This is a genomic window from Pseudomonas fluvialis (assembly GCF_014207935.1).
In the GTDB taxonomy this organism is placed as follows: Bacteria; Pseudomonadota; Gammaproteobacteria; order Pseudomonadales; family Pseudomonadaceae; genus Aquipseudomonas; species Aquipseudomonas fluvialis_A.
In genome coordinates this window covers 37,023-55,627 of record NZ_JACHLL010000008.1, presented here as the reverse complement: position 1 = coordinate 55,627, position 18,605 = coordinate 37,023, and the positions used below count along the sequence as shown (strand labels likewise).

At 65.4% G+C, this 18,605-nt stretch carries 18 protein-coding genes; 6 read left to right on the top strand and 12 right to left on the bottom strand.

What is annotated here, in order from left to right; all coding sequences use genetic code 11:
* Window position 1: 1 nt before the first annotated feature.
* The 4 genes from atuD to HNP49_RS17750 all read left to right on the top strand — a co-directional run bounded on the left by atuD (window position 2) and on the right by HNP49_RS17750 (window position 4,957).
* Window positions 2–1,159, top strand: coding sequence for a citronellyl-CoA dehydrogenase (gene atuD / locus HNP49_RS17765; RefSeq protein ID WP_184685523.1), 1,158 nt, complete (start codon window positions 2–4; stop codon window positions 1,157–1,159).
* A gap of 10 nt (window positions 1,160–1,169) precedes the next feature.
* On the top strand, window positions 1,170–1,967 hold the full coding sequence (locus HNP49_RS17760; protein WP_184685521.1) for an enoyl-CoA hydratase/isomerase family protein: 798 nt from the start codon (window positions 1,170–1,172) through the stop codon (window positions 1,965–1,967).
* A 22-nt stretch (window positions 1,968–1,989) separates the two neighbouring features.
* Entirely contained in the window at window positions 1,990–3,978 is a 1,989-nt protein-coding gene (locus HNP49_RS17755) for an acetyl/propionyl/methylcrotonyl-CoA carboxylase subunit alpha (protein ID WP_184685519.1), read from the top strand.
* A gap of 160 nt (window positions 3,979–4,138) precedes the next feature.
* Window positions 4,139–4,957, top strand: coding sequence for an NAD(P)-dependent oxidoreductase (locus HNP49_RS17750; protein WP_184685517.1), 819 nt, complete (start codon window positions 4,139–4,141; stop codon window positions 4,955–4,957).
* A gap of 43 nt (window positions 4,958–5,000) precedes the next feature.
* On the opposite strand, the gene HNP49_RS17745 is transcribed toward HNP49_RS17750, so the two are convergent.
* From HNP49_RS17745 to HNP49_RS17725, 5 genes are read right to left on the bottom strand one after another with little or no spacing between them, the layout of a single operon-like run.
* Window positions 5,001–5,378: a VOC family protein gene (locus HNP49_RS17745; protein ID WP_184685515.1), complete on the bottom strand. Its 378-nt coding sequence runs from the start codon at window positions 5,376–5,378 to the stop codon at window positions 5,001–5,003.
* Between the two features lie 56 nt (window positions 5,379–5,434).
* Window positions 5,435–5,779, bottom strand: coding sequence for a hypothetical protein (locus HNP49_RS17740; protein WP_184685513.1), 345 nt, complete (start codon window positions 5,777–5,779; stop codon window positions 5,435–5,437).
* Window positions 5,779–6,186, bottom strand: a complete 408-nt coding sequence (locus HNP49_RS17735) for a GNAT family N-acetyltransferase (protein ID WP_184685511.1) — start codon at window positions 6,184–6,186, stop codon at window positions 5,779–5,781. Before HNP49_RS17735 ends, HNP49_RS17740 begins: the two co-directional genes overlap by 1 nt.
* 52 nt (window positions 6,187–6,238) lie before the next feature.
* A complete protein-coding gene (locus HNP49_RS17730; RefSeq protein ID WP_184685509.1) occupies window positions 6,239–6,955 on the bottom strand; it encodes a cation transporter in 717 nt (238 codons plus the stop codon).
* Window positions 6,956–6,978: 23 nt separating this feature from the next.
* Complete coding sequence (locus HNP49_RS17725; protein WP_184685506.1) at window positions 6,979–7,737, bottom strand: ABC transporter substrate-binding protein; 759 nt, start codon at window positions 7,735–7,737, stop codon at window positions 6,979–6,981.
* Between the two features lie 174 nt (window positions 7,738–7,911).
* Here HNP49_RS17725 and HNP49_RS17720 point away from each other — a divergent pair, with 174 nt between their 5' ends.
* A complete protein-coding gene (locus tag HNP49_RS17720) occupies window positions 7,912–9,738 on the top strand; it encodes a long-chain-acyl-CoA synthetase (RefSeq protein WP_184685503.1) in 1,827 nt (608 codons plus the stop codon).
* A gap of 114 nt (window positions 9,739–9,852) precedes the next feature.
* On the opposite strand, the gene HNP49_RS17715 is transcribed toward HNP49_RS17720, so the two are convergent.
* The 5 genes from HNP49_RS17715 to HNP49_RS17695 form a co-directional block, all read right to left on the bottom strand.
* A complete protein-coding gene (locus tag HNP49_RS17715) occupies window positions 9,853–10,122 on the bottom strand; it encodes a hypothetical protein (RefSeq protein ID WP_184685501.1) in 270 nt (89 codons plus the stop codon).
* 393 nt (window positions 10,123–10,515) lie between these two features.
* Entirely contained in the window at window positions 10,516–13,008 is a 2,493-nt protein-coding gene (locus HNP49_RS17710) for a hypothetical protein (RefSeq protein ID WP_184685499.1), read from the bottom strand.
* Window positions 13,009–13,082: 74 nt separating this feature from the next.
* Window positions 13,083–13,862, bottom strand: coding sequence for a hypothetical protein (locus HNP49_RS17705; protein WP_184685497.1), 780 nt, complete (start codon window positions 13,860–13,862; stop codon window positions 13,083–13,085).
* Window positions 13,859–14,449, bottom strand: coding sequence for an RNA polymerase sigma factor (locus HNP49_RS17700; RefSeq protein WP_184685495.1), 591 nt, complete (start codon window positions 14,447–14,449; stop codon window positions 13,859–13,861). The genes HNP49_RS17705 and HNP49_RS17700 overlap by 4 nt, the downstream gene beginning before the upstream one ends.
* The gene (locus HNP49_RS17695) at window positions 14,446–16,140 is read right to left on the bottom strand and encodes a von Willebrand factor type A domain-containing protein (RefSeq protein ID WP_184685493.1); all 1,695 of its coding nucleotides are present in this window, start codon (window positions 16,138–16,140) and stop codon (window positions 14,446–14,448) included. Before HNP49_RS17695 ends, HNP49_RS17700 begins: the two co-directional genes overlap by 4 nt.
* 236 nt (window positions 16,141–16,376) lie before the next feature.
* On the opposite strand from HNP49_RS17695, the gene HNP49_RS17690 reads away from it, so the two are divergent.
* Window positions 16,377–17,378, top strand: coding sequence for an acetoacetate decarboxylase (ADC) (locus tag HNP49_RS17690; protein WP_184685491.1), 1,002 nt, complete (start codon window positions 16,377–16,379; stop codon window positions 17,376–17,378).
* Window positions 17,379–17,381: 3 nt separating this feature from the next.
* Here the strand turns inward: HNP49_RS17690 and HNP49_RS17685 are convergent, their stop codons facing one another.
* Window positions 17,382–17,852 (bottom strand): MerR family transcriptional regulator, encoded by a 471-nt coding sequence (locus HNP49_RS17685; RefSeq protein WP_184685489.1) that lies wholly within the window; start codon window positions 17,850–17,852, stop codon window positions 17,382–17,384.
* A 71-nt stretch (window positions 17,853–17,923) separates the two neighbouring features.
* Window positions 17,924–18,541: a TetR/AcrR family transcriptional regulator gene (locus tag HNP49_RS17680; protein WP_184685487.1), complete on the bottom strand. Its 618-nt coding sequence runs from the start codon at window positions 18,539–18,541 to the stop codon at window positions 17,924–17,926.
* Window positions 18,542–18,605: the final 64 nt, after the last annotated feature.

Below are 18,605 nucleotides of genomic sequence, written 5' to 3'. Positions count from 1 at the left end.
CATGATCTTTACCCAGGAACACGAAGAACTGCGCCGCACGGTCAAGAATTTCGTCGAGAAGGAAATCAACCCGCACGTTGACGAATGGGAAAAGGACGGCCGCTTCCCGATCCACGAAATCTTCAAGAAGGCCGGTGATCTGGGCCTGCTGGGCATCTCCAAGCCGGAAAAATTCGGCGGTATGGGCCTGGACTACAGCTACTCCATCGTCGCCGCCGAAGAGTTCGGCACCATCCGCTGCGGCGGCATCCCCATGGCCATCGGCGTGCAAACCGACATGTGCACCCCGGCTCTGGCCCGCTTCGGCTCCGATGAACTGCGCGAAGAGTTCCTGAAGCCCGCCATCGCCGGCGACATGGTCGGCTGCATCGGCGTCTCCGAGGTCGGTGCCGGCTCCGACGTGGCCGGTCTGAAGACCACCGCGCGCAAGGACGGCGATGACTACGTGATCAACGGCAGCAAGATGTGGATCACCAACTCCCCATCTGCCGACTTTATCTGCCTGCTGGCCAACACCAGCGACGACAAGCCGCACGTCAACAAGTCGATGATCATCGTGCCGATGAACACCCCGGGCATCAGCCTCAGCCCGCACCTCGACAAGCTCGGCATGCGCAGCTCGGAAACCGCCCAGGTGTTCTTCGACAACGTGCGCGTGCCGCAGCGCAACCGCGTCGGCCACGAAGGCGCCGGCTTCATGATGCAGATGCTGCAATTCCAGGAAGAGCGTCTGTTTGGCGCGGCCAACATGATCAAGGGCCTGGAGTACTGCGTCGACTCGACCATCGAGTACTGCAAGGAGCGCCACACCTTCGGCCAGCCACTGATCAGCAACCAGGTCATCCACTTCCGCCTGGCCGAGCTGCAGACCGAGATCGAAGCCCTGCGCGCGCTGGTCTATCAGGCCACCGAGATGTACGTGAAAGGCCGTGACGTGACCAAGCTGGCCTCCATGGCCAAGCTCAAGGCCGGTCGCCTGGGCCGTGAAGTCTCCGACTCCTGCCTGCAGTACTGGGGCGGCATGGGCTTCATGTGGGACAACCCGGTGTCGCGTGCCTACCGCGATGTGCGCCTGGTCAGCATCGGCGGCGGTGCCGACGAAATCATGCTGGGCATCATCTGCAAGCTGATGGGCATCCTGCCCGGCAAAAAGAAGTAAGGAGCACGTCATGGCCGAGCTGCCGAACTGCGACACCCTGCTGCTCAACCTTGAAGGTGGCGTGCTGCACGTCACCCTCAACCGCACGGACAGCCGCAACGCCATGAGCCTGGCCATGGTCGGAGAGCTGCGCGCGGTGCTGGACAGCGTGCGCGCCGACGCCGAGGTGCGTGCCATTGTCCTGCGCGGCGCCGGTGGTCACTTCTGTGCCGGCGGCGATATCAAGGACATGGCGGGGGCCCGCGCCAAAGGTAGTGACGCCTACCGCGAGCTCAACCGGGCCTTCGGCGCCATGCTGGAGGAATTCCAGCAGGCGCCGCAGGTGGTGATCGCGCTGCTCGAAGGCGCGGTGCTGGGTGGCGGCTTTGGTCTGGCCTGCATCAGCGATATCGCCATCGCCGATCAGGCCTGCAAGTTCGGTCTGCCGGAAACCACCCTCGGTATCCTGCCGGCACAGATTGCCCCCTTCGTGGTCAAGCGCGTGGGCCTCACTCAGGCTCGCCGCCTGGCGCTGACCGCCGCCCGTTTCGACGGTGCCGAAGCCCTGCGCCTGGGCCTGGTGCATTACTGCGAAGCCTCCGATGCCGCGCTGGAACAACGCCTGGGCGAAGTGCTCGGCCAGGTCCGCCAGTGTGCTCCGGGCGCCAACGCGGCGACCAAGGCCCTGCTGCTGGCCACCGAGCAGGAGGCCCTGGGCCCGCTGCTGGACCGCGCCGCCGAGCAGTTCGCCGCCGCCGTCACCGGTGCCGAAGGCATCGAGGGCACCATGGCTTTCGTGCAGAAACGCGCTGCCCGCTGGGCACAATAAGAACATCGAACGGAGCAGCATCATGCCCGCCTTTCACAAGATTCTGATTGCCAACCGCGGTGAAATCGCCTGCCGCGTCATGCGCACCGCCAAGGAGCTCGGCTACCGCACCGTGGCGGTGTACTCCGAGGCCGATGCCGGCGCCCGCCACGTGCAGGTAGCCGACGAGGCTGTCTGCATCGGCCCGGCACAGGTCAACCAGTCCTACCTGGTGATCGACAACATCATCAAAGCGGCGCAGAAGACCGGCGCCGACGCCATCCACCCGGGCTACGGCTTCCTCTCCGAGAACGCCGACTTTGCCCGCGCCTGTGAAGCCGCAGGCATCGTCTTTATCGGCCCGACCGTGGAAGCCATCCACCTGATGGGCAGCAAGCGCCTGTCGAAGATCGCCATGCTCGAAGCCGGCGTGCCCTGCATTCCCGGCTACGAAGGCGCGGCCCAGGACGACGAGACCCTGGTGCGTGAAGCCGAGCGCATCGGCTATCCGCTGATGATCAAGGCCAGCGCCGGCGGTGGTGGTCGCGGCATGCGCCTGGTACATCAGGCCAGCGAGCTGCAGGAGCAGATCCGCACCGCACGCTCCGAGGCACAGAACGCCTTCGGTTCCGGCGAGCTTATTCTGGAGCGCGCGGTGATCCGCCCGCGCCACGTCGAGATTCAGGTGTTCGGCGACCAGCACGGCCACATCGTTTACCTCGGTGAGCGCGACTGCTCGGTGCAGCGCCGCCACCAGAAGGTGGTCGAGGAAGCGCCCTGCCCGGTGATGACGCCCGAGCTGCGCCGCGCCATGGGCGAGGCGGCGGTGAAGGCCGCCGCGCGAGTCAACTATGTCGGCGCCGGCACCGTGGAATTCCTGCTGGATGCCAGCGGCGAGTTCTTCTTCCTGGAAATGAACACCCGCCTGCAGGTCGAGCACCCGGTCACCGAACTGATCACCGGGCAGGACCTGGTGGCCTGGCAGATCCGCGTGGCAGAAGGCCAGGCGCTGCCGCTCCAGCAGGACGAGATCAGCCTCACCGGCCATGCCATGGAAGTGCGCCTGTACGCCGAGGATTCGGCGCACAACTTCCTGCCGCAGACCGGCCGCGTGCTGCGCTGGGAGCCCGAATTACTGGAAGGCATCCGCATCGACCATGGTCTGGTCGAAGGCCAGGAAGTCACGCCCTTCTACGACCCGATGCTGGCCAAGGTCATCGCCTACGGCGCCACCCGTGAGGACGCCCGACGCAAGCTGGTACGTGCCCTGGAGAACTGCGTGCTGCTGGGGGTCAACGGCAACCAGCGCTTCCTCGCCAACCTCTTGGCCAACCCCGAGTTCGCCGCCGGCAACGCCACCACGGCCTTTATCGCCGAGCATTTTGCCAGCGACGAAAGCCTGACCCCGCAGGCGCCGGCCGCCAGCGAGCTGGCCATCGCCGCGGCCCTGCTCTATCAGGAATCGGCCAACAGCCGCAGCCACCAGGCTGGCCTGGCCGGGTGGCGTAGTGCCGGCAGCGCGCCCTGGCGCTTCATCCTCAAACAGGGTGAACACAAGCACGTGGTCGAGCTGGAAGTGCTCAGTGATGGCGCTCAGCCGCAGCTGCGTGCCCGCATGGGCGACAGCCTGGTTGACCTGCGCCTGCTGGCCAGCGATGGCCGCTGGCTGACCCTGGAGCAGGACGGCATCCGCCGCCGCCAGGCCTACCACCACGATGGCGATCGCCTGTGGCTGTTCGGCCACTTCGGCAACCTGGAACTCACCGACGTGACCCACGAACCGGCCGGTGGCCAGAACGCCGCCAGCTCCGGTGCGGTGAAGGCACCCATGGACGGCGCCATCGTCGACGTACTGATCGAGGAAGGCGCACGGGTGAGCAAGGGCCAGCTCTTGGTGGTACTGGAAGCCATGAAGATGGAGCACCCGCTCAAGGCCGGCGTGGACGGCGTAGTGCGCCGGGTCGGCGTGAGCCAGGGCGACCAGGTCAAGAACCGCCAGTTGCTGGTGGAAATCGAAGCCGACGCCGAGTAGCCACTCACCCCAACCCTCTCCCCCAAAGGGGGAGGGAGTTATGAATGCCTGCCCCTAGCACCGTAATTCACCAACCACATCAGACAGCCCCCTGTCCCTCCGGGAGAGGGTTGGGGTGAGGGCCAACCAGCCCCACCCAGCCAACCACAAGAGGCCAATCATGTCCCTTTCCGGCAAGACCCTGTTCATTACCGGCGCCAGCCGTGGCATCGGCCGCGAGATCGCGCTCAAGGCCGCCGCCGATGGCGCCAATGTCGTGGTCGCGGCCAAGAGCGCCGAGGCCCACCCGAAACTGCCGGGCACCATCTTCTCGGTGGCCGAGGAAATCGTCGCCGCTGGCGGCCGGGCTCTGCCCATCCAATTGGACGTACGCGACGAGGAAGCGGTGAAAGTGGCCATGGCCCAGGCCGCCGAGCACTTCGGCGGCATCGACGCGCTGATCAACAACGCCGGTGCCATCCGCCTCAAGGGCGTCGAGCACCTAGAACCCAAGCGCTACGACCTGATGTTCCAGATCAACACCCGCGCGGTGATGGTCTGCAGCCAGGCGGCGCTGCCCTACCTGAAGAAAACCCAGGGCCACATCCTCAGTCTGTCGCCGCCGCTCAACCTCGATCCCAAGTGGTTCGCCAGCTACGGCCCCTACACCACCACCAAGTACGGCATGAGCATGCTGACCCTGGGGATGCACGAGGAATTCAAGAAGTACGGCATCAGCGTCAACGCGCTGTGGCCCAAGACCGTGATCGCCACCGCCGCCATCGAGTTCGAGGCCGGCGGCCCCGCCGTGATGAAGGCCGCACGCCTGCCGGCGATCATGGCCGATGCCGCCTACGCCATTCTCAGCAGCAGCGGGCGCAGCATCAGCGGCCGCCTGCTCATCGACGAGGAGATTCTGCGTGAGCAGGGCCAGACGGACTTCGAGCAATACCGCTACGATCCGGCCGGAAAGCTGATGACCGACCTGTTCGTCGACTGACGTCTACTGCTCACAAGGCGCGGAACCACTTCCGCGCCTTCACTCAGTCAGGCAAACGCCACGGCGGGTTCAGACGGTTCTCGCCGGCGTGGTAGAGGCAGATGCGGTTGCCATCGGGATCGCGCAGGTAAGCCTCTCGCCACAGCCAGGGCTGATCCTGCGGCAGCTGCTCGAACGCAACGCCCTTGCCCTGCAGCCGGGCGACCTCGGCCTCAAGTTCCTCACACTCGAAATAGATCAGCGTCGAGCCCGCCGCGACATGCGCCTCGCGGCTGAGGGAAAAGCTCGCCAGCCCGTCCGGGCAAACGAAGCGGGCATAGTCAGGCAGGCTCTCGACGATCAGCTTCAGCCCCAAACGCTGGTAGAAGGCGATGGCACGCGGCACATCCGTGACGGCCACCGTTACCTGATTCAAATTCATCGTGACCTCCGTCTATCTGGTAACAGCCAACCAGCCCTATCCAGCAGCACCGAACCTTAACCGGCCAGCATCGCCAGCAAGGTGCCAATGCCAGCCACGGCAATTACCGCCAGCCCGGCCAGCTGCACGGGCTGAAACCAGGCCACCTGACGCTGCTCCGGGCGCCCCAGGGCCAACAGCTGCAGAACCAGCAGCACCAGCCCGGCCAGCAATCCCTGGGCCGTGAGGCCGAGAATGGCGCCGATGCGCCAGGCCGACGCATACACCGGCTCCTCGCCGGCAGCCGGCGTGTACAGCAGCACTCCCTGCGGGTTGCCCTGCTGCAGGGCGTAACCGGCCAGCGCGGCCAGTCCGACCACCATCAGCAACACGCCAATCAGGTAACGTGGTATCGCGGGCATCAGTGCTCACTCCCGGCGTAGATCCACATCGGCTCGGTTTGGCCAGCCCGGCTGAAGCCGAGGCTTTCATAGAACGAAATGGCCCGGCCATCGGCGGTGAGCATCTGCATGTGCAGCTCGGCGTAGCGCTGCTGCAGCGCGCCCATCATCTGCCGGCCGATACCCTGCCCCTGAAACGCCGGGTGCACCAGCAGGTGCGGGTAATAGACCACCAGATGACCATCGGAGATGGCATTGCCAAGGCCGACCAGACGGCCATCCAGGCGCGCCGTGACCAGGCCGTGGGAGTTGCGTAGTGCGGCCAGCAGTTGCTCGGGCTTGTCCGCCGAGGACCACTGATTGGCACGATAGAGGGCAACGACTTCATCCTGCTGCAGGCTGTCGTCCAGTTGAATCTGTAACGGCATGACCAATCCTTGTTGTGTGACTGCCGGGATGCGCCAGCATACACAAACAGCCTCAGCCGCCGCGCGCATCGGGATCAGGTTTGCTGCAGCCAGCATTGCAGCCTTCACGCTCGCCGCCGACAGCCGCCGCACAGGTATTTCCGGTGCAGTCATCATCGTCGCCATCATCACAGTCATCCCCGCTGACAGCAGCCTCGCGCAGGATCTGCAGGCCGCCACGCAGCACCAGCAAGGCAATCAGCATTCCGATCAGCAGGTCCGGGTAGCGGCTCTCGAACAGCCACACCAGCAGCGCCGCACAGATGACGCCGAGGTTGGCCAGCACATCGTTCTTGGAAAAGATGTAGGAGGCGCGCATGTGCACGCCGTCGTCGCGATGCCGGGCAATCAGGCGCAGGCAGAGGATATTGGCCAGCAGCGCCAGGGTGGCGACCGCCAGAATCAGCGGGCTCAACGGCTCGCTGCCGAACCAGAAACGGCGCAGCACATCACCGAGCACCAGCAGGGCCAGGCCAATCTGCAGCACCCCGCTCATCCGTGCGGCGCCACGTTGCAGCGCCAGGCTGCGGCCCACGGCATACAGGCTGATGGCATAGACACTGGCGTCGGCCAGCATGTCCAGGGAGTCGGCCAGCAGACCACTGGACTGGGCCCACCAGCCGAGCAGCAGCTCGACGATGAACATCACTGCATTGATCGCCAGCAGCCAGCGCAATGTAGCGCGCTGCTCGGCATTACTTGCCGCCATGGAACAGCCGCAATCACTCATCAGGTTCTCCTGAGCCCTGCTGGTCAGGGCGCCGAGAGTGCCATGTGCTCGCGGAAAAAGCTCGGGTAGTCCTGCTGCACCTGCACCTGGCCGAGCGCCTGTTCGTAACGCTGCAGATACATCGCGGCAGAACGCTGGTTGAAGACCGAATACAGCGCCACTCCCGGCTCGGGCAAGGTCAGCAGTCGGATGCGGGTCTCCTGGCCACTGCGCAGCAATTGATAGCGCACGGCCAGTTGATCGGGAAAGTAGAAGGCATCGATACGTCCGGCCAGCAGCATGCGCAGGCTCTGCTCGACCACGTTAAGGCTGCTCAATTCGCTGAGCTGGAGACGCGGATCACGCAGCATTGGGGAGCGATAGCCTCTGTTCCATACGCCGATGCGCAGTGGCAGCAGATCCTCGATCGAGTGAATCTGCTGCAGGGCATGCTGCTGCGGCAGTGCCAGCACCGCCGCCGTGACCAGTAGCGGGGTCTTGGCATAGATGAAGCGGGCTTCGCGCTCGGCGGTCTTGCCGAGGAACAGCGCCATGTCCAGGCGCTGCTCCTCCAGTTCATACAGCAGGCGCGTCAACGGGTAGCTGGTCACGCTGACCTCGGTGACGCCCATCTGCCGGCTGATGCGCTCGAAATACTGCAGCGCCAGCCCCTCGCCCGCCACCTGGCCGGCACCGGTGTGCGGCGGCAACTCGAAATAGCCGACCCGCAAGGCCGGCTCGGCCTGCAGCGGCAATGCGCACGAGAACAGCAGGCAACAGAGCACGGAGAGCAAGCGGCGCATCGGGCGCATCCCAAGGCAAATGGCGTTTGAGCAGTCTAGCAGCGCAAAGGCGCACGCTTGCCATTTGCCCAAGTGCCAGACCAGACTGCGCCAGAGTCATAGCCGCGCCTGCTGGCCGCCCCGTAGAGTCGCCGCAGGCGCATTTTGCCCATAACAACGACAATCGCGTGAGCCATGACCCAAGCCGACCTGATTTCACCTGTTCGCTTCCTTGCCCGTCTCCCTCAGCACCTGCCGCGCGTACCGCGCATGCTGCAGGGTCTGTACTACGCCGGCATCCGCAATCGTGAGCGCCAGCTATCGCTGGGCTGGGCCCTGGAGCGCGCCACCCGTCTGTTCCCGGACAGCCCGGCGCTGATGGATGAAAGCCGCCGCCTGAGCTATCGCCAGTTCAACGCCTGGGCCAACCGTCTGGCCTGGACCTTCAAGGCCGACGGTGTGCGCCATGGCGACGTGGTGGCGGTGATGCTGGAGAACCGTCTGGAACTGATGGCCGTGCTGGCCGCCCTGGCCAAGCTGGGAGCGATCGGCGCACTGCTCAACACCAGCCAGCGTGGCAAGGTGCTGTGCCACAGCCTGAACCTGGTCAAGCCGTCGTTCTTCGTCATCGGCGAAGAACTGGTCGAGGCCTTCGGCGAGGTGCGTGGCGAGGTCGAGCGGGCTGACCGACCGTGCTACTGGCTGGCCGATCGCGACACCCTGCAGGATGCCGGTCAGGAGCCGGAAGGCTGGGTCAACCTGGCCAGCAGCTGCGTGGCACAGAGTGACGACAACCTGCCGGACAGCCGCCAGGTGCAGCTCAAGGATGCCTGCTTCTACATCTACACCTCCGGCACCACCGGCATGCCCAAGGCTTCGATCATGAGCCACGGCAAGTGGATCAAGGCCTATGGCGGATTCGGCCACTCCGGCCTGACCCTGACCAACAGTGACGTGCTCTACCTGACCCTGCCCTGCTACCACAACAACGCCGTCACCGTGTGCTGGAGCTCGGCGCTGGCCGGCGGTGCCGCCATCGCCCTGCGCCGCAAGTTCTCCGCCAGCGCCTTCTGGAAAGACGTGGCGCGCTACAACGCCACCTGTTTCGGCTACATCGGCGAGCTGTGCCGCTACCTGCTCAACCAGCCGGTGACGCCGGAAGAACAGAACAACAGCCTGCGCTGCATGATTGGCAACGGCCTGCGCCCGGCCATCTGGAACGAGTTCAAGGAACGCTTCGGCATCGAGCACATCACCGAGTTCTACGCCTCCAGCGAAGGCAACATCGGCTTCACCAACGTGTTCAACTTCGACAATACCGTCGGCTACACCCCGGCCACCTTCGCCATTGTCCGCTACGACCTGGAGAACGACTGCCCGGTGCGCAATGCCAAAGGTTTTCTGGAGAAGGTCGATCAGGGCGAGCCAGGCCTCTTGATCAGTGAGATCAGCAAGAAATGGCCGTTCGACGGCTACACCGACCCGGCCAAGAGCGAGGCGGTGATCCTGCGCAACGTGTTCAAGAATGGCGACGCCTGGTTCAACACCGGCGACCTGATGCGCGACATCGGCTGCAAGCATGCGCAGTTCGTCGACCGCCTGGGCGACACCTTCCGCTGGAAGGGCGAGAACGTCTCCACCACCGAGGTGGAAAGCGTGCTGGGCAGCTTTGCCGGTGTCGAGGATGCGGTGGTCTATGGCGTCGAGATCGAAGGCACCAACGGCCGCTGCGGCATGGCCGCATTACGCCTGGCCCATGGCGCGCAGCTGGATTTTGTCGCCCTCGCCCACTACCTGGATCACGAACTGCCGGCCTACGCCGCGCCGCTGTTCATCCGCCTGCTGGCGGAGGTCGAGACCACCGGTACCTTCAAGTACAAGAAGACCGACCTCAAGCACGTGGCCTACGATCCGGCACAGACCAGCGATCCGCTCTACGTGCGCCTGCCCGGCAGCAACACCTTCACCCAGCTGGACGCTGCGCTGCACGCGCGGATCAGGGGCGACGAGTTCCGCTTCTAAACCGCCCCTCACCCCAACCCTCTCCCTGAGGGAGAGGGGGCTTGATCGCGGCCGGCGTCGAACATCGCACTGACGCCCTCTCCCACTGGGAGAGGGCCGGGGTGAGGGCTGACCTCAGTTGCGGAATTCGAAATTCAGCTGCGCGCCATCGACCTTGTCGAAGTAGTTGTCGCGCTCCAGCTTCTCGCCGCTCTTGTCGCGCTCATGCTCGTTGGTGATCAGCTTGCCACTGAGCTGGAACGGCGCCGGCTTGGCCTCCTTCTCGACAAACAGCGGCGGCAGCAGCGGTTTTTCCTCCACCAGCGGCTCGCCGTGATGCAGGTCCTCGACCAGCTCGCGCGGCAGACTCAGGTCCAGCTTGATCGGCGGCAGTTTCCGCTCCACGACCGACTTCTCCCGCGCCGGTTTGCTCACGGGCTTGCTTGCAGTTGCCTTGACTACAGGCTTGCTGGGCTCGGGCTTGGCGATCGGCGGTTGGGTGGCAGTAGCCTTCGCGACCACTGCCGCATTCTGCTGAACGGGTTTGATCGGTGCCGCCTTGACCGGGGACGTTACCGAATAGCCGCTAGGCGCCGCTTCTGACGATGCAGGCTTGGTCTCGACTGGCGCAGGAGGCGCAATCACAGGTACGGCGGCAGGCTTGGCTGGCTGCTCATCGCAACCAGCCACAGCACACAAAAGAACGGCCACACAGGCCGAAGGCAACAGGCGGGACATCGGTTTCATGCTCACATGCTCGCCCGCGGCGCGTCAGGCTGCAAGCGTCGAGCATGCCGATCAGTCGCGCCAGGGCTCCAGCACCTGAGCGTCAAAGCTCTGCCAATGGGCCTGCGGCTGCTGTTCTCCTGCCAGATGCCAGCGCCAGCCGCGCTTTTGCAGCGGCTCGGCCGGCAAGGCCAGCACCTCGTCGAGTTTCAGGCGGATACGCCGGCCACGGTCAGCCGGATCGTCCCAGTCCTGGCCAAAGACCCGCACGCTCAGGCTGTCGCCGGTGAAGGCCTCGAAACGCGGCATATGACCGAGCGAACCGGGGCGCCGACGCAGCGTGCGCCGCTCTACATCCAGCAGCCACAGCTGCCACTGGCGGGTATGGTCGGGATCGTCGTTGTCCGGCGAATCCCACTGCAGCAGACGGGTCAGCGCCAGGTAGCGGCCGTCGGCGCTCCAGCACAAGGCCGGGGTGACGCCATACAGGGCGCACCCCGACGCGGTCAGCAGATAGCTCAGCTGACGCGCGCACTGCTCGCGCAGCCAGTTGTCCGGGTATTCGGTTTCCGCACCGCGTAGCCAGGCCGCATCGCGGCCATGGGGCGCCGGCAGGATGAAATCGCCATCGGCATTCGCCGCCGGCGGCTGCTCGGCCAGACGCCAGTCAGGCACCGCCTCAAGCCCCTGCTCGCCCAGGCGAAAGCGCCGCAGTTCATGGCAAACCCCACCATAGCCACGCTCGCGGTAGCAGGTCGCAGCGCGCTGGGCAGGCGGTGCCGGTTGATCGAAGTGGCGCAGCGGCTCCGGGGTGAACTGGCTGCTGCACAGTCCGGCCAGACAGACCACTTCCACACAGCCGTCGTGAAAGTCTCGCAGGCGCTCCACCAGCAGATGCGGACTGGCCAGCAGGCGCCGCTCGCGGCTATCGGCCACCACCACCTGCTCGGCCAGGGCCTCGCCGTCACAGGCCGGCAACAGCGCCACGTAACGACCACAGGAAGACACGCGGTGTTCCAGCTGCCATTCGCCGGGAATGGCCCAATCACCCAGTTGCAGGCGATACGCCACCTGGCCCTGCCCGCGCTCGGCCTGCGGGCTGAACTGCAGGTGAGTGCCTCCGGCCATCGCCTGGGAACGCACAGCAGGCGTGATCTGACCCAGGGTCAACGCCACCTCGAAGCGGGTCAGCGGCGTCTCGCCGGGAATGATGCGGCCATAGGCGTCATGCCCGCGCTTGGTCTCGGTAGCGCTCAGATAGTCGCTCAAGGCCTCGCCGTACTCGCCGCGGTTGGGCAACGGCGAACCCAGCTCCGCCTCGACCCAGACCTGTTCTTCCTCCAGCGCCTGCACGGCGCCGAAGTAGATGGACAGCCGCTGCTGCTCGATCAGCTGAGGCTCGGGCAGACGCTGCCAGCCACTGGCGGGCTGCCACAACCAGTAAGCGGCGCGACTATCCGGCTGCGCCAGGGCCTTGGCGCGACAGGCCAGTGCCCGGCCATCGGCCCGCCAGCAGGGCTGTTCCTGCTCATCCAGCAGCAGGCCTGTGGCTTGCCCCTCCAGCCACAATTCGTAATCGGGGTAGCGCAGTGGCCTCAGCGGGTCCTCCAGGCGAGCCAGGCTTTCCGGCAGGGCCAGGCGACCTTCCAGCGTCTGCCCGGCCGGCCCTGTGGGCCACTGTTTGCGCGTCTTTTCGATGCTCTCCTGCCAGTCCGGCAGCAGCCACAGGTCGGCAATCGGCACCAGATCGACCGCCTCGGCCTGATCGAGGATCTGCTGCAGGCTCAGGCGCACGCCGCCGTTGTGCACCAGCGGGCTGTGCCGGCCGCGAATATGGGTGGCGTCGAAGTCGTCGATCTCCCACAGAGGCACATCGGCCTGACAGCGGTAAACACGGCGCGCCTGGCGATCGAGCAGCAACAGCCCCCAACTGCTGCGCGACGGCAGGGTGGCAATGAAATAGCGCCCGTCCGGGGAGAACCGGCAGGAACTGCCGATGCCTTCCAGCAGCACACCATCGGGGAACAGGTAGTCGCCGTACACCGGGCCGCCCATGGCGATTTCGCCACCACCGAGCATGCGGATGATGCCGCCCTCCGGGGTGCGTTTTGGCTCGTCACCACCCCAGGCACTGCCACCCGTGCGGCCAACTGTCTGCTCATCAGCTTCACTGGTCAGCACGCGGTCGCCCTCCTCGCTCTTTTCCTCTCGTTTGAGGCCCAGACGGTTTTCCAGACTCCCTACCCCGGCCAGCGCCAGGACGATCCAGACAATGGCCCCGAGCAGCGCCCAGTCGCTGGCAAAACTGCGGCCGATGGCAAAACCGGTACCGATCACGCAGGCGGTGAGTAGTCGCGACAGATGGCCGGCGACCTTGAGCCAGCCCAGGCGTACACAGAGGAGCTGCACCAGCAGCAGCGCCACTTCGCCGGCCAGGCCCCAGGCCAGCGGCAGTATGGCCACCACGAAGATGGGCACCAGCAACACCAGCAGTTGCCAGCCGAGCATCAGCAGCAGGTAGCCGAGGCTCTCGGCGGGGGCATCAGAGGTAGGTGAACGGGACATCGCGCCTCCTTGCGCTTGAGCAGGGTTATGGGAGCAGATGCTATCGCACCCGCTCCCGGCCTGACCGGACCCAGTTAACGCGGCAGTCGCAGCAGTTCCGCCTCGATATCCCGCTGCGGATAACGCTGCTGCAGATCGACCAGCAAAGCGGCGGCTGCGTCCTGTTGGCCGCTTTCGCGCAGCTGCCGCAGTTGGCGCAGGCTGTCCTCCAGGCTTGGCGCCGACGACTTGGCCTTGGCCAGTTCTTCGCTACTCGCACCGGCAGGCGCCGCCATCATCTGCACGGGCGGGTCAGCCGGTAGCAGCAGGCTTTTCTTGGCCGGCTCCGACGCCGCCGGAGCTGCCGCTGTGCGCTCTGCAGAACGCTGTGCAGCAACCGGCGCCTCGCGCTTGGCCATCGCACGGTTGGCGGTTGAACTGCTGGCCATCGAGCTGTCGGCAGCCGGCAGGCTGTCGCTGAAAGCGGCCGCTTCCTCGGTCACAGGTGCCGGGGCGGATGCCGCTGCAGGCACAGGTTCAGGAATCGGCGCCGACATTGGCTGGCTGACCTCCAGCGGCATTTGCGCGGCAGGCTCCTGCAGGGTGCGCCAGGTCAGACTGACGGCCAGCCCGACGCAAGCCACCCCGGCCAGCGCGGCCATGCCGCTGGGCGCCAGCAGGCGCTGGAGCCAGTTCTGCCAGCCGCCCTGCGCGGGCTTCGCTCGGAGGGCCTCGGCCGTCCCGGCGGCGAGAATGCGGGCATCCAGTTCGGCCGAAGGTTCGCCCTGACTGTGCTGGCGGAAATGGGTGAGCAGTTGGGCCTCGAGAGCCTCTTCTGCCAGGTGCGGCTGATCCGCAGGCGGACGCGTACTCATGCCGACTTCTCCTCGATGGTGGCGGGCTCGCCCAGCAAGCGCCGCAGTTTCTGCAAGGCATAACGCAGGCGGCTTTTCACCGTTTCCTGCGCCGTGGCGGTGAGTTCGGCAATCTCGTGCAGCTCCAGATCGCCCTGGGCACGCAACAGGAACACCTCACGCTGTTCGGCCGGCAGATCGGCCAGCGCCGCGGCCAGGCGTTGCTGGTCGCGGCTGAAGCTCAACTGCTGTTCAGGCCCCGCGGCGGGATCGGCGCGGCCATGCTCGGCCTCGTCGTAACTGTCGTGCAGCGCCGTCTTGCGGCCCTGGCGACGCCAGTGATCGATCAGGCGGTTGCGCGCGATCTGGTACAGCCAGGTCTTGAACTGCACCTGCTGGCGGATATCGCTGTCGGTACGGATCAGGCTCAGCCAGGTTTCCTGAAACACCTCCTCGGCCAGCGCCTGCTCGCCGCACAGGCCGAGCAGGAAACGAAACAGGCCCTGGCGATGCCGCGCATATAGCTCGCCGAACGCCGCCGCATCGCCCTGTCGGTAGCGCCGCAACAGTGCGGCATCGCTGGCGCTCGGGGATGGCTCTGGGATCATTGCACCGCATCCTGGGTGGAAAGCGCTGGATTGTGCAGGCTCTGCGCCAATTCAACCAGCTGGACAAACTCATGGCGCAGACCAAAGCGATCGTCCGCCAGCGCACCCCGGGCCAGCGCCAGGGTCGCGTCAGCGCCAAAGCCCTGGGTATAACGTTCCCCGCGCAGCTGCTGGGCAAAGGCCGCCACCGCCGCGGCAAAGCGCAGGTCGGCCGAAGGTTGCACCACCACCTGAGCCGGGAGCGGCTGCTCGATCAGCTGGCTCTGGCCGCCCGTGACCGTCTTGTAGCGCAGGCGCAGCCAGGCCAGTTCGCCGCTGTTGCTGGCCGGCGACTCGGAAGCCTGATAGCGCAGCGGCTCGATCCAGCCCTTCTGGCCGGCCGGGACTATCTCGTACAGCGCGGTGACGCGCTGACCCGCGCCGATCTCGCCGGCATCGACCTGATCATTGTTGAAGTCCTCGCGCTTGAGCTGACGATTCTCGTAACCGAGCAGGCGGTACTGGCTGACCTGAGCCGGGTTGAACTCGACCTGAAGCTTGACGTCACGGGCCACCACCGAGAGCGTCGAGGCCAGCTGTTCCACCAGCACCTTGCGCGCCTCCTGCAGGGTATCGATGTAGGCGTAATTGCCGTCGCCGGCGTCGGCCAGTTGCTCCATCAGCTGTTCGTTGTAGTTGTCCACGCCAAAGCCCAGGGTGGTCAGCGACACGCCGCTGCGGCGCTCGCGCTCGGCCATGGCCTTGAGCGAGGCAAAGTCGCTGATACCGACATTGAAGTCACCGTCGGTGGCCAGCAGGATGCGGTTGATGCCGTCCTTCAGCAGGCTCTGACGCGCCTGCTGGTAGGCCAGCTGGATGCCCGAAGCGCCAGCCGTGCCGCCACCGGCGCTGAGCTGATCGATCGCCGTGCGGATGCGGGCCTTTTCGCTACCCGGCGTGGAGGCCAGCACCACCCGCGCATCGCCGGCATAGGTCACCAGAGCTACCCGGTCCTCGGCGCGCAGTTGCTCGACCAACAGCTTCAGGGTGGCCTGCACCATCGGCAGGCCCTCGCGGCGGTCCATCGAGCCGGACACATCGACCAGAAACACAAGGTTGGCTGGCGGCAAGGCGGCCAGGCCCTGTTCCTGCGCCGCCACGGCCAGCCGCAGCAGGCGGGTCTGCGGGTTCCAGGGCGTGGTCATCAGCTCGCTGCTGACGGCAAAGGGCCGGCCATCGGCGCGACTCGGGTAATCGTAGGGAAAGTAGTTGACCAGCTCTTCCAGACGCACGGCGTCCCTGGGTGGCAGCTGGCCAGCATTGAGAAAGCGCCGCACGTTGGCGTAGCTGCCGGTGTCCACGTCGATGCTGAAGGTCGACACCGGCTGCTCGCTGACCAGTTGCACCGGGTTATCCGTCAGCGCCTGGTACTGCTCGCGCGGCACATCGCGGTAACCCGGCAGGCTGTTGTCCGCCTGCGGCGCGTAAGCCATCACCTCGGCGCTGGCCGGCAGCGCCATCATGCGCTTGGCCGCTGCGGCGGCCAGCGGCGGGCTGGGCATCTCGGACTTGGTCTTGGCGAGTTCGGCCTGTGTTTCGGCCGGGCTGTTGCCGGCCGGCGCCTGCGGGCTTTCCGGAGCGCTGCAGGCCGCCAGCAGCAGGGTCAGGGTGAAACCGGCCAGCAGCGGTTGAACAACGGGGTGCAGGGTCATGGCGCCTCTCCTCGGCAATGAACAGGGTGTTCAGCCAGGTAGACGGCGCCATCACGCAAAGCGGGTTAACCACGCTGGCGACCGCCTCGCGCGATACCGCTAGCCCTTGGCAGAGGACAGAATCCCCCACTTGACCTTAAAGCTAACTTGAACATTAAGGTGGCCATGCAGGCTGGCTCGGGCATGTCCCGGCATACCAAGCCTGACCTGACACATCACGTGGAGAAAGGAAGAACATGAAAAGCGCAATGATCGCCGGCATGACCGGTCTGCTGCTCAACACCCTGACCAGCCTGGCATGGGCAGCAGGCTCGCCACCCCCTCCGGCAACCAGCCACATCGACCTCGCCGGGCACGCCGTGCCAGTGGTCGCCGGCGGCCTGTACGACCGCTATCGCTCCAACCCACCGCTTGCCGTGATCGCGGCCGAAGCGCCGGACGTGGACCTGAGCTGGTTCAAGGGCCTGCACAAGGAGAAGGTCAACATGGGCTTCGAATCCTACTCACCCAACTTCTACTACCGAAACAGCCGGGTGACGGCGGTCTTCACCGCCGACCTCGAACGCCTCAGGGCCCTGATCCCAGCCGAGGTACAGAGCCAGGTGCAGCCGCTGCAAATATGGCCTGGACGGGGCCTGGTCGCCCTCACCGCCTATGCTTACCACTACTGCGACAATGACAGCTACAACGAAATCGCCCTGTCGATCGTCACCAACAAACCCGGTAGCAGCAACCTGGGGCCAGTCTCGCTGATCGGCCAATCGCTGTCCGGGGACTTCTGGGGCTACGTACTGAAGCTGCCGGTCAATACCGAACTGGCACGGGTGCGCGGCGTGGTTGGTTACAACCTGCCGAAATGGCTGGCGCCCATCGACTACCAGGAAACCGACAAGTCCGTGATCTTCACGATCAGCGACAGCGCCACCGGCCAGCCCGACCTGACCCTGGAGACGCAGAAGCTGGAGGAACTCTCCAGAGAAGCCGAACTGGTCACCAACAGCTTCACCAACCTCAACCATCAGGGAGAGCTCAGTTACGGCTATGCCGTATCGCGCCAGCTCAGCCACGCTTCGAGCAGCGACGAACAGTCGGTCAGGCTGACGTTGGGCACTGGCGGCCTGTCGGACTACGTCCGTTCGCTCAAACTGGGCAAGTTGATGAAGTATGAATACGTGCCGCAATTCCAGAGTGCGCTCTATGCGCCAAAACCCCTGGCGGCCTTGCTCGGCAGCGAGTAGGTCTTAACGCTGCCTGCCAGACCGGTTCCGGCCTGGCGGCGTGACACCCTCCAACGCCGGCATCGACTGCTCGCCCAAATGCAGGCCCGACAGAACTCGCCGGGCATTGGTCGCGCAATCGATGTCATCGGGCTTGGACTCGATCTCGGCAATCAGCGAGAGCAGATGGCGCTTGCTCTCGCCCAGCTGCCGCTCCAGCGCCTCGATATCGCGGACCTTGCCCTGCAGGGTGTCGAGCAGCGTGCCGTGTTGCCACTGGGACAGGTCCTGAGGCAACAGGGTGCGCAGCTCGTCGAGACTGAACCCCGCCTTCTGCGCCGTGGTGATCAGGTTGAGCACCAGCACCGCTTCCGGCGGATAGCGCCGGTAGCCGTTGGCCTGACGCTCGACCATCTTCAGCAGGCCAATGCTTTCGTAGAAGCGGATCCGCGAAGGGTTGAGGCCCGTTCGCTCTGCCAGTTCACCAATTTTCATGTGCGCAATGCCTCGCCAGTGACGCCCTTGCTGCGGAGCTTAACGTTAACCTCAAGGTCAGGCTGTCATCTTTACTCACCGGCGATCGAGCGCCAGGCCGCTTCAGCCAGCAGCGCGCGGTAGCCCGCCGGCTCGCCCTTGACCCTTCCGGACAGCCATGCCCGGCAGTAGCTCTCGGCCTGACCGACGATCAGCGAGGGCAGCAGTTCGGTCGGCAGGCGGCGCATCTCCTCGCCCTGGCCGTACTGTGCCAGCCATTCGAGCAATTGCCGGTTGCGCGCCTTGTTGCGGCTGGCCAGTTCGTTCCTGAAGGGACCTGTGGCCACGGCGAAACGGGCCTGAAACTGAAAGCGCGCCCAGTCCGGCTGGCGACTGACCCAGTCGACATAGCTGTGCACCAGAGCATGCACACCCTGCTGAGCGGTTTTGGCCTCCGTGAGGTACTGCTGGCGCTGCTCGGCCTGGTCGTCCAGCGCCGCGAAGAACAGCGCCGCCACCAGCCCCTCCTTGTTACCGAAGTGGTGGTAGATGGCCCCCACGCTGGTGTCGCAGGCCAAGCGGATGGTTTCGATGGTAGTCGCCTCGATACCCTGCTCGTTGAAGCAGGCCAGCGCCTTGCCAAGGATGCTGCGCTTGAGTTCTGCCCTTCTGCCGGGGTAGCGGCGCATCAGTAGATCTGCGGTTTCCATAAGGGGTACAGGTCGGAAAAAGCCAATGGTAGGCCAGTCTTGCATCGATCGGTAAGCCCGGCCG

Excerpts from the sequence above, each read along its gene's own strand:
- atuD (WP_184685523.1), top strand. The coding sequence starts at position 2 with ATGATCTTTACCCAGGAACACGAAGAACTGCGCCGCACGGTCAAGAAT.
- HNP49_RS17760 (WP_184685521.1), top strand. The coding sequence starts at position 1,170 with ATGGCCGAGCTGCCGAACTGCGACACCCTGCTGCTCAACCTTGAAGGT.
- HNP49_RS17755 (WP_184685519.1), top strand. The coding sequence starts at position 1,990 with ATGCCCGCCTTTCACAAGATTCTGATTGCCAACCGCGGTGAAATCGCC.
- HNP49_RS17750 (WP_184685517.1), top strand. The coding sequence starts at position 4,139 with ATGTCCCTTTCCGGCAAGACCCTGTTCATTACCGGCGCCAGCCGTGGC.
- HNP49_RS17745 (WP_184685515.1), bottom strand. The coding sequence starts at position 5,378 with ATGAATTTGAATCAGGTAACGGTGGCCGTCACGGATGTGCCGCGTGCC.
- HNP49_RS17740 (WP_184685513.1), bottom strand. The coding sequence starts at position 5,779 with ATGCCCGCGATACCACGTTACCTGATTGGCGTGTTGCTGATGGTGGTC.
- HNP49_RS17735 (WP_184685511.1), bottom strand. The coding sequence starts at position 6,186 with ATGCCGTTACAGATTCAACTGGACGACAGCCTGCAGCAGGATGAAGTC.
- HNP49_RS17730 (WP_184685509.1), bottom strand. The coding sequence starts at position 6,955 with ATGAGTGATTGCGGCTGTTCCATGGCGGCAAGTAATGCCGAGCAGCGC.
- HNP49_RS17725 (WP_184685506.1), bottom strand. The coding sequence starts at position 7,737 with ATGCGCCGCTTGCTCTCCGTGCTCTGTTGCCTGCTGTTCTCGTGCGCA.
- HNP49_RS17720 (WP_184685503.1), top strand. The coding sequence starts at position 7,912 with ATGACCCAAGCCGACCTGATTTCACCTGTTCGCTTCCTTGCCCGTCTC.
- HNP49_RS17710 (WP_184685499.1), bottom strand. The coding sequence starts at position 13,008 with ATGTCCCGTTCACCTACCTCTGATGCCCCCGCCGAGAGCCTCGGCTAC.
- HNP49_RS17705 (WP_184685497.1), bottom strand. The coding sequence starts at position 13,862 with ATGAGTACGCGTCCGCCTGCGGATCAGCCGCACCTGGCAGAAGAGGCT.
- HNP49_RS17700 (WP_184685495.1), bottom strand. The coding sequence starts at position 14,449 with ATGATCCCAGAGCCATCCCCGAGCGCCAGCGATGCCGCACTGTTGCGG.
- HNP49_RS17695 (WP_184685493.1), bottom strand. The coding sequence starts at position 16,140 with ATGACCCTGCACCCCGTTGTTCAACCGCTGCTGGCCGGTTTCACCCTG.
- HNP49_RS17690 (WP_184685491.1), top strand. The coding sequence starts at position 16,377 with ATGAAAAGCGCAATGATCGCCGGCATGACCGGTCTGCTGCTCAACACC.
- HNP49_RS17685 (WP_184685489.1), bottom strand. The coding sequence starts at position 17,852 with ATGAAAATTGGTGAACTGGCAGAGCGAACGGGCCTCAACCCTTCGCGG.
- HNP49_RS17680 (WP_184685487.1), bottom strand. The coding sequence starts at position 18,541 with ATGGAAACCGCAGATCTACTGATGCGCCGCTACCCCGGCAGAAGGGCA.